The 9,158-nt window shown below is 59.9% G+C and carries 8 protein-coding genes; 7 read left to right on the forward strand and 1 reads right to left on the reverse strand.

Annotated elements, in window-relative coordinates:
- Nucleotides 1-39 precede the first annotated feature (39 nt).
- From IGB42_RS20000 to IGB42_RS20025, 6 genes are read left to right on the forward strand one after another with little or no spacing between them, the layout of a single operon-like run.
- On the forward strand, nt 40-429 hold the full coding sequence (locus tag IGB42_RS20000) for a hypothetical protein (RefSeq protein WP_159675053.1): 390 nt from the start codon (nt 40-42) through the stop codon (nt 427-429).
- A gap of 6 nt (nt 430-435) precedes the next feature.
- Entirely contained in the window at nt 436-3,084 is a 2,649-nt protein-coding gene (locus IGB42_RS20005) for a DUF2169 domain-containing protein (protein ID WP_159675055.1), read from the forward strand.
- Entirely contained in the window at nt 3,081-4,139 is a 1,059-nt protein-coding gene (locus IGB42_RS20010) for a pentapeptide repeat-containing protein (RefSeq protein WP_201800026.1), read from the forward strand. The genes IGB42_RS20005 and IGB42_RS20010 overlap by 4 nt, the downstream gene beginning before the upstream one ends.
- Before the next feature lie 17 nt (nt 4,140-4,156).
- Complete coding sequence (locus IGB42_RS20015) at nt 4,157-4,771, forward strand: DUF3540 domain-containing protein (RefSeq protein WP_159675057.1); 615 nt, start codon at nt 4,157-4,159, stop codon at nt 4,769-4,771.
- Nucleotides 4,772-4,786: 15 nt separating this feature from the next.
- Entirely contained in the window at nt 4,787-5,176 is a 390-nt protein-coding gene (locus IGB42_RS20020) for a DUF4150 domain-containing protein (RefSeq protein ID WP_159675059.1), read from the forward strand.
- On the forward strand, nt 5,176-6,036 hold the full coding sequence (locus IGB42_RS20025; RefSeq protein WP_159675061.1) for a dienelactone hydrolase family protein: 861 nt from the start codon (nt 5,176-5,178) through the stop codon (nt 6,034-6,036). The genes IGB42_RS20020 and IGB42_RS20025 overlap by 1 nt, the downstream gene beginning before the upstream one ends.
- Before the next feature lie 17 nt (nt 6,037-6,053).
- Here the strand turns inward: IGB42_RS20025 and IGB42_RS20030 are convergent, their stop codons facing one another.
- Nucleotides 6,054-6,371 (reverse strand): hypothetical protein, encoded by a 318-nt coding sequence (locus tag IGB42_RS20030; RefSeq protein WP_159675063.1) that lies wholly within the window; start codon nt 6,369-6,371, stop codon nt 6,054-6,056.
- Between the two features lie 596 nt (nt 6,372-6,967).
- On the opposite strand from IGB42_RS20030, the gene IGB42_RS20035 reads away from it, so the two are divergent.
- On the forward strand, nt 6,968-9,158 hold a 2,191-nt coding region (locus IGB42_RS20035), incomplete at its 3' end, for an AMP-binding protein (RefSeq protein ID WP_159675065.1).

A 9,158-nucleotide genomic window follows, 5' to 3' on the forward strand; every position in this document is an offset into this window, starting at 1 on the left:
GGAATGCCATCGCTTTCAAATTCGAAGCAGGAGGCCAATTTGACCAGTTCGCGATTCTGGGGTGGTGTTCTGGCACTGGTCATTGGCAGCGTCATTGCATTTGCCGCTTACTCTGTCTGGCAGACCATGGCGCCCATAAAGACCATGCAGGATACCAACGAGCGTTTGCAACAGCAGGGGAAAATCATCAAGGGCCAGGTCATTGCCATCGAGCAAACCGATACGGTGGTCAATAACAAGCCGGTAGCACGCATATCGGTGCGTTATCAACAAAGCGGCGAACAGCGCGAGGCATCTTTTGATCAGATCATGCCATTGACAGCGTTGCCGCGCGTGCAGCCGGGCCTGCCGGTACCGCTGCGGGTTGATGACACCCCGGCTGGGGCGGTCATGATCGACCTTGTTCGGCTTCAACATCCGGAAGGCTGACGCAATATGGAAATCATCAAGCCACTACGGTTGGGCGTATTGCACCGCCCTTTCCGCCATCAGCAACAACCGCATCTTTGTGTTGTCGTACTGGCACTGGTTGCACTTGGTGGCGAGCATCCTGCCTTGCTGCCGGAGCAAGAGTTATGGGAACTGATTGAGGAAGAACAGGGTGAAGACGGCTTGATCGATCTGGCCATGCCCAAACCATCTGCTGAATATCTTGTTTCCGGCATTGCCACCACGCGGCACCAGCAGGAAAAAACCGCATGCGCAATCGAGGCATGCGTGGGCGACAAGCAAAAGCGGCTGACTGTATTCGGCGACCGGTTCTGGTTGGCCGGGTCAGCGAGCACGCCACAACCGTTCGATGTCATGCCGCTTGATCGCAGCCACGCCTATGGCGGCATCGGATATGCGGAAAATCCCGCCGGCATGGGTCATGCGGTGGAATGGCTGGAAGGCCGGCACGTGCAGCGCATTCCCAATGTAGAGCATGCGCATCAGCTACTCACCTCACCCAGCCAGCGCACAGCCCCGGCGGGCTTGGGCCGGGTGGACATCAGCGCGCCGTCGCACATGGCCCTGATGGGGCAATACGATGAGCAATGGCTGCAAAATCATGCGCCCGGTTTTCCCCCTTCGTTTGATTGGCATTACTTCAACCTCGCGCCGCCCGATCAGCAGTGGCGCGGGCAGGATCGCCTGCCTGCGGGGTTGAACTACCGCTTTGTGAACATGCACCCGGAATTTGCGGTGTTTGCCGGTCAGCTTCCTCGGGCACGCGCGCGTTGTTTCGTGACACTGCGTGGTGAGCACATTGATCAGGGCACCACAGAGGCAGACGACGGAAATCCGGAAGGCGATGGAGACGCCCTGACCTTCGAAGAACTTCCGTTGCGCCTGACCACAGCATGGTTCGTGCCGCATGAGGAGTGCGCGATCCTGCTTTATCACGGCAGCATGGCCGTTGACGACGATGAGGCGAGCAATGTGGTGCATCTGATGCCAGCGTTTGAAGAGCTGGCTGCACCCAGGTCTCTCGATCACTATGAAGCGGCACTCGCACAGCGACTCGATCCGGACGATGGAGACCTGTACGTGTTCGATGAGGCAGCGCTGATCAGCGCAGCGCTGATCGGGCAGGCGTTCGACACCGAGTTATTGGCCGATTCCCCTGTTGGCCCGTTGGAACAGCGACTGGATGCACGCATGCAACGGGCGCAGCAGCAAGGCGATGAGCAAATGAAGGCCGCAGGCATCTCGCTGCCCGCAGACGATATCATCCAGGATATGCCCAGGCTGCAACGGCTGTCCGAACTGCCGCAATTCGACGCCGCGCTCCGCTTGCGCGAGGCAGAGATGACCGCGAGGATGCAGGCCGAACAGGAAAAGCTGCGTGAGGCGTTGCGCGAGCGTGGCGCTGATACGGCCGCGCAGACACTCCTGGCCCAACTGGAACACCCCGGGCACGCAACGACATTCGACTTTGCCGGGCGTCAGGCGCAATTGCGCGAGATGACCGCATCACCCTCGGCCATGCCGCCAACCGGACTTGGCATGGCAGACGCGGCCCGACAATTGCGCCAGCTCTATCTGCATTCGGTCGCGTTTTGCAGCGCGGCGCCAGTGCTCGCGCCAGCGGCATCGGCGCGGATGCGTGAGCAGGTGCAGCAGCGTTATGCATTAGACCGGGATCTGGCTGACGTGGACCTGACGGGTGCAGATTTGTCCGGGATGGATCTGACCGGAGCGCGGCTGGCTGGCGCCTTGCTGGAAAGTGCCAATCTCGAAGGGTGCAAGCTGGATGGTGCAGACCTGAGCGAGGCCATTCTCGCCCGCGCGCGGCTAAGCCATTGCTCACTGACCGCTGCCAACCTGGCATCGGCCAATCTTTCGCACGTGGTGGCAAGACAAGCAAGCTTTGCCGGCGCATTGATCGGCTCGGCAGATTGGCGCGAGGCGCAATTTGACGATTGCAATTTCAGCGAGGCCCGCATATCGGCATTGAGTCTGCAGCAAAGTGAATTCAACCGTTGCCAGTTTGGCGGAGCGGAGCTGGAAGATGCCGATTTCCACGCCTGCACGCTTGTTGACGTGCAGTTTGACGATGCCGTTCTCGCCGGCTGCAACTGGCTGGAGTGCCGGCTGGAAAAAACCGGATTCGACTCGGCGATCCTTGATGGCTGCAGCATGGCAGAGACTGATGCGATCGGCGTTTCCTTCATCAATGCCTCACTCAGTGACTGCTACGCTGCGCTCGACTGCAATCTGGGCGCTGCCGACTTCCGCAATGCCAAACTGAAATCCTGCAATTTGCGCGACACCATGTTGGGACAGGCACGCATGACCGGTGCATCGCTGGACGACTGCGACTTGTCCGGTGCGCAACTGCATGGAGCGGATCTTGGCGGGGTACAGGCGCCAGGTTGCCTGTTGATCGGCGCCAACTTGATCGGTGCACGCGTTGCCGGTGCCAACCTGATGCAGGCCATGCTGCGCAGTGCTGATCTGCGTGGCGCAGACCTGAGTGGTGCACACCTGTTCGAAGCCGACCTGGCATTGGTACTGCTGGATGCAGCAACGGTACTGGATCAGATCCACGCGGAACGGGTCAATCTCTACCCGCGGGCCAGCATTGAGGAGGCACGATGACGGCAGAAGAGCTGCTTGCCGCGATCGGGAACGGTGAGCCCGTTGAAGCACGCACACTGCATGGCCTGCATCTGGCAGACCAGGTCATTGCGGGCGGCATATTCCTGCGGTGCGTGCTGACGGATGTCGACCTGGCAAATGCCAGCCTGCATGGCTGCATTTTCAATGATTGCACGCTCACGAATTGCAACTTTTCCTCGGCCGCCATCGACGATGTGCAATGGCTGCAGTGCACGCTGGCGCAATGCAACTTCGGCGCTGCCGCTTTGAGCCAGGTGGCACTGATTCATTGCGAGCTGATCGGGGCGATTTTCGATGAGGCTGCTTTGCAACAGGTAGATCTGCTGGAAAGCGTATTGCACCAGACTTCCATGCAAAGGGCGCTACTGCAGGAAGTGACCGTGAATGAATGCGATCTGAACGACTGCGACCTGAGCAGTGCCCACGTGACGGAGTCATCATTGTTCGAGCTGGACCTGCGTCAGGTCGATTTCAGTGGTGCATCGTTCGAGCAGGTGGTTTTCAGCGGTTCCGATCTATCCGGCCAACGGCTCGCAGGCCTGCATCTGGCCGGATGCCAGTTTGCGCAAGCCCGGCTGGACCAGGCAGATCTGAGTGGCGCAGTACTGACGCAAACGGTATTCGAAGGCGCCACCCTGATCGGGGCCAGCCTGATCGGTGTCGATGCCAGACATGTGCTCTTCCCGCAAGCCGATCTGAGCCAGGCCGACTGCCGCCAGGGCGAGTTTGCCTGCAGCATCTGGGAGGGCGCATTGCTGACCGAAACCGATTTTTCCGGAGCGGGGCTGGAAATGGCGGTGTTGATGCGCACGCGTGCCAATGGCGCGCGCTTCAACCAGGCCCGCATGCAGCACGCCGAACTGTCCTATGCCGACTGCACAGGCGTTGATTTTCGCGATGCGCTGTTTGACAACACGCGCATGCATCGCAGCCTGACGCTGGATGCGCGTTGGAGCACGCGTAGCGGCGTGGTTGAGCGCGACGATGCCCTGTGGCGGGCAGAAGCTGCCGCACTGGCCTCTCAACTTTCATGATTCAACAGGAGTATTTCATGGCAATAGTGACTCAAGCCGCACTGCAGAGCAGCCCGGCCAGCGTGATCGCCGATCTGGGTGACGGCACTTTTCTGGTCGAACAGGCCGGGCGAGGCCTGACTTGTCGCCGTGCCGCCAGTTGCCTGCTCTTGCCCGAAACCGGTGACCAGGTGTTGCTGGCAGCCGCCGGCAGTGCGGGCATATATCTGCTGGCCGTACTGGAGCGCGCAGGCAATACCCCTGCCCGGCTGCAGCTGGATGGTGATGCCATCATCGGCAGCACCGGTGCGTTGCACTTGCAGGCGGCGCAAAAGCTGTCGCTTGATGGTCGCATCTTTGCATTGCGGGCCGACGAGGGCGAAGTGACCGTGGAGACATTGCGGTACACCGGCGTACTGCTGCAGGGCGCTATCGGCACGCTGCGGCTGATCGGGCAAGCATGTGAAACCATGGTTGATCGCCTGAGTTTGCTGGCCAAGGTCAGCCTGCGGCGCATCGAGCAGATTGATCAGGTGCGTGCCGGTCAGCTGGATTACGAAGGCACTGCGCGAGTACGTATCCGCAGCAAGTACACGGCAGTGACGGCCAGCAAGCTGATCAAGGCCAAGGCCAGGCAAGTACATATAGGCTGACCCCGGGAGCAAACCATGTTCATGAATACCCAGAAGAAAGGCAAATGCCTGGCGTTTCCCGATATCTGCAAGACACCGCCACAAATGCTGCCTATCCCCTACCTGAACCAGGCCGATGCAAAGATGTCCCGCCCCGGCTCGTACCATGTCCTGGTAAAGGGCATGCCGGCGCACAATATGGGCACGACCACCTTTATTACCACCGGCGATACGCAAGGCGCATTGGGCGGCATCATCTCGCAGCGTTTCATGGCGCAATCGCGTTACGTTACCGGGGCCTTCACGATACTGCTCAAGGGCAAGCCGGCTACGCGGCTCACCAGCATGACACTGCAGAACAACAACAATGTGCCGGGCATGCGTATCGAACCGAGCCAGACCGCCGTGCTGCTGCTGGCACCCTGATGTACCAGCCGGCATATGGCAAGCCGGGCCTGCTGAACCGCTCCGTGCGGGGCATTGCCCACGCAGTGCTGCCGCCATCGCCGTGGCGCCGTGAAGTGCTGATGTTGCCGGCACCCGGCATGCCGCCGGTGCAGCTCGTCACCACGCTGTATCTGCCACGCGGCCGCGGGCCTTTTCCATTATGGGTCTTCAACCATGGCAAGGGTTACGGGGCGCCTGCATCGCAGCCGCGCTGCGAGCCACTGGCCTTTGCCCGCACACTGGTGCGTGCAGGCTATGCCGTTGCAGCACCCAACCGCCGGGGCTTTGCGGATTCGGGCGGGTTGCATCTGGGCCACTGGCGCAATCCGCTCTCCGCAGCACTGTTCTGCGCGCGGGATATCGATGCCGCCATTCGCGGCCTGGTACGTCACCCGCAGATTGATGGCGGGCAAATTTTTGTAGCCGGCTATTCCTATGGTGCGTTAGGCACCCTCGCCTATGGCATGAAACCCCGCAAGGGCGTACGTGCACTGGTCAACTTCGCCGGCGGCCTGCGTGCTGAGCATGGCGATGGCTGGCAGCATCCGCTGCTGCACGCATTCCGCCACCTGGGGCGTTACGCTTGTCTGCCGTCGTTGTGGTTTTATGGGGAAAACGACCACTTCTGGAGTATCGACTTTGCCAGGGAACTGCACCGGGTTTACTCCGCTGCCGGTAAATGCGCTCAATTTGTAAACACGGGCCATTTCAGCGGGGATGCGCACGGGCTGGTTCTTGATGAGCAGGGCATTGCCATCTGGTGGCCGCATATTGAAGCCATGCTGGATGAAACGATGCAACCTGCTAGCCCGACATCTGGCCAGCCGGCATCCGGGTAACCGCCATATGTAATGGATCAAGCGTTGCTGGCTGTTTTGTCCCGCGCGGCTCTGACCAATACGTCGACCATGTCTCCCACGGAGCAGCCCATCTGTCGGGCCTGTGCCTTGAGCCAGCGCCGGGTGGATTCGTCCACCGTGCACCCGAGCTGTACCGGTATTTTGTTTGCAATACCATCGGTTTTGAGTGCGGCTTGCATCTGCCTGAACCGGCTGCGGCGCTTGCGCTGCGCTGCGGTCATGGGCACGCCAGTGATCGCCTTGCGACCACGCTTTACCGGTATGGCCGGGATACCTGGCAACTCGACTGTCTGATTGTCGGCAATGTGCTTCATGGGATTGTTGGCCTAAACGGGCATTGGATGCTGGTACTGATAAATTATGTGACTAGTCACTTTTATGGGCAAGCCCGCAGCTGGTATTTCTCTGGCTATCAGGGTCATCCGCAGAAACTGCAGATATCAAGGAGCGGAATATAGCCCCGGCAGGGCTGGCTGCGGAGAGCGCGGATGCGGTCCCTTCCTTCGGCTAGCGCTCAAAAATCCTTCGCCCGGCCCAAGCCGAAACCGGTGGTCGGCACCTGTCGCGCGGATTCGGAGCCTTTCCCGACGTGTCGTTTGTGAACGTCGTAGCGGCGATGCCTGCCTACAAGCCCATGAAACAAAAAAGAAAATTACACAAAGCTTTGTCATTCATGAATTTGCAATGACGCGATACTGCGACATGAGCTCAACGGTGCAATAGTCGCTACGCTGCAGCGCATCGCTGAAACGGTGCTGGCGGGGCGTTTCTTGCTGCCCTCGTATTCCTCCTTTTACAAAGACAGCCGTGCCATACAGGCATCGCCCAAACCGGATTGTCGTGCCGTGCCGAACCCTGCATGCACGGCACGGTTGCCTGCGCTCAGGTTATAACCATGCTGGAAGCCCACATGACAACGAAGAAAAACGCACTACGCTGCGTGCTGATAGGCGAAACCACGCTGCTTGAAGCATGTGCGGCGCAACTGTTGGTAAATGGTCATATCATTGTTGCGTTGGTTTCAGGCGAGGAGCGATTGAGATCGTGGGGGGCCGAAAGGCAGCTACCCGTTGCGACCACCCTGGCTGACCTGCCTGTCTTGCTGGCGGGGGAGCCGTTCGATCATCTTTTCAGCATCGTCAATCCGGCCATATTGCCGGCCTCGCTGATTGCGGCGCCCCAAGGCTTTGCAATCAATTATCACGATGCGCCACTACCCCGTTACGCGGGCACACATGCCACATCCTGGGCGCTGATCAATGGTGAAGTGCGCCACGCCGTCACCTGGCATCTGATGCACGAGCGGGTCGATGCCGGCGATGTGTTGCAACAAACCTGGTTCGATATCGCGCCGAACGATACCGCATTGTCACTGAATGCCAAATGCTATGCCGCTGCACTACAGTCGTTTGAAATACTGATCAGCCGTCTGGCTCACGGCACGCTCGCACCCCGGCCGCAAGACTCGGGCGCGCGTACCTTTTTCTCCAATGGCCGTCGACCCGCCGCCGGCGGATGCCTGAACTGGATGCAACCTGCCGCCGGTTTATCGGCACTGGTTCGCGCCCTGTATTTTGGCCCTTACCGCAACCCTTTGTGCACCGCAAAAATCGCGCTGGCTGATCGCCTGATCACCGTTGCTGCTGCCGATGTACTGGACGCATGTTCGGGAGTATTGCCGGGCACGGTAGTGAGCGTATCTGAAACGTCCATCACGGTTGCAACCGCCACGAACGACCTTCGACTCAGCGGGTTCTCCACGCTGACGGGGATCCCGGTCGCAAGCAGTGCACTCGGTTGCATGGCCGGCCAGTGCTTGCCTTCGCTCCCTCTGGATGAAGCCGGGCGCCTGACACAGCTGCACACACAATCCGTACCGCATGAAGCGTTCTGGGTAGCGCAGCTGCAAGCAATGGCACCCGCGCACCTGCCCTATGCACATCAATCTGCTGGCAAGCAGATTGATGTGCAACACATGAATCTCACTGTGCCTGCTGCTTGGCAACACGGCGAGCACACGGCGATGACCTTGCTGGCCGCCTACGGCGTCTATCTGGCACGTATTTGCCAGCTATCCGCATACGATATTGCTTATTTGCCGCAGCGTGAGCCTGAAAAGGGCCGCATCGGCGATTTTTTCGCCGCCGTGCTGCCATTGCGTTTCGACTTGGATCTGCAGCAACACTTTGACAGCGTACTGCCGGATGTAGCCGGTCGTTTCGCACAGCGCATGCAGCGCGGCACACCTGTATGCGATATTGTCCAGCGCTACCCCGAGCTACGCGCCAGTATTGGCCAGCGCTGGCCATTGCTGGTGGAAATCGTCAAGGCTGGCGCGTTCGAGGACAGCGCCGTGTCGCTGGTCAGATTGAACGGCACACTACTGATGCAGATTGCCCAGGATGGCAGTTGCTGCCGCTGGTGTTACGATGCGGCTGTGCTTGACCCCGTGCAGGTGCAGGCTATGGCCGAGCAATGGCAAGTGATGTTGGGCGCGTTGACCGAAGACAGTGCCCGGCCGCTTTCCACCTTGCCCATGTTTGATCAAACCACGCGGCAGCGTATGTTGGTGACGTGGAACAACACCCAGACCACGGGCTTGCCGCACCCGAGCATCCACCAGGCTTTTGAAGCGCAGGCCATCAATGCCCCGGCACAGATCGCGCTGATGCTTGAAGACCGGCAACTCGGCTATGGCGAGCTGAATGCACGTGCCAACCGCTTGGCGCATTACCTGCGCGGGCAAGGCGTGGGGCCGGATGTGCTGGTGGGTATTTCGCTGGAACGCTCTTTCGAGCTGATCGTCGCCATCCTGGCGGTGCTGAAGGCCGGCGGTGCCTACCTGCCGCTGGACCCGGATTACCCGCCCGAGCGGCTGGCTTATATGCTGGCTGATGCACGGCCTGCGCTGGTACTTACCCGCTCCACCTGCCGCGCTGCACTGCACGGTCACGGCATTGCCCTGGTCAATCTGGATGAGGACGCGGCGCAGTTCGAAAACTGCGCAGTATCTTGCCCGGCAATACCGGTCCAGCCGCACCATCTTGCCTACGTCATTTACACATCAGGCTCTACCGGCGTCCCCAAGGGCACTTTGTTGA

The organism is Andreprevotia sp. IGB-42 (assembly GCF_009848685.1).
In the GTDB taxonomy this organism is placed as follows: Bacteria; Pseudomonadota; Gammaproteobacteria; order Burkholderiales; family Chitinibacteraceae; genus Andreprevotia.

What these genes read in the sequence shown, in the direction of transcription:
- IGB42_RS20005 (WP_159675055.1), top strand. Translation starts at nt 436, where the DNA reads ATGGAAATCATCAAGCCACTACGGTTGGGCGTATTGCACCGCCCTTTC.
- IGB42_RS20010 (WP_201800026.1), top strand. Translation starts at nt 3,081, where the DNA reads ATGACGGCAGAAGAGCTGCTTGCCGCGATCGGGAACGGTGAGCCCGTT.
- IGB42_RS20015 (WP_159675057.1), top strand. Translation starts at nt 4,157, where the DNA reads ATGGCAATAGTGACTCAAGCCGCACTGCAGAGCAGCCCGGCCAGCGTG.
- IGB42_RS20020 (WP_159675059.1), top strand. Translation starts at nt 4,787, where the DNA reads ATGTTCATGAATACCCAGAAGAAAGGCAAATGCCTGGCGTTTCCCGAT.
- IGB42_RS20025 (WP_159675061.1), top strand. Translation starts at nt 5,176, where the DNA reads ATGTACCAGCCGGCATATGGCAAGCCGGGCCTGCTGAACCGCTCCGTG.
- IGB42_RS20030 (WP_159675063.1), bottom strand. Translation starts at nt 6,371, where the DNA reads ATGAAGCACATTGCCGACAATCAGACAGTCGAGTTGCCAGGTATCCCG.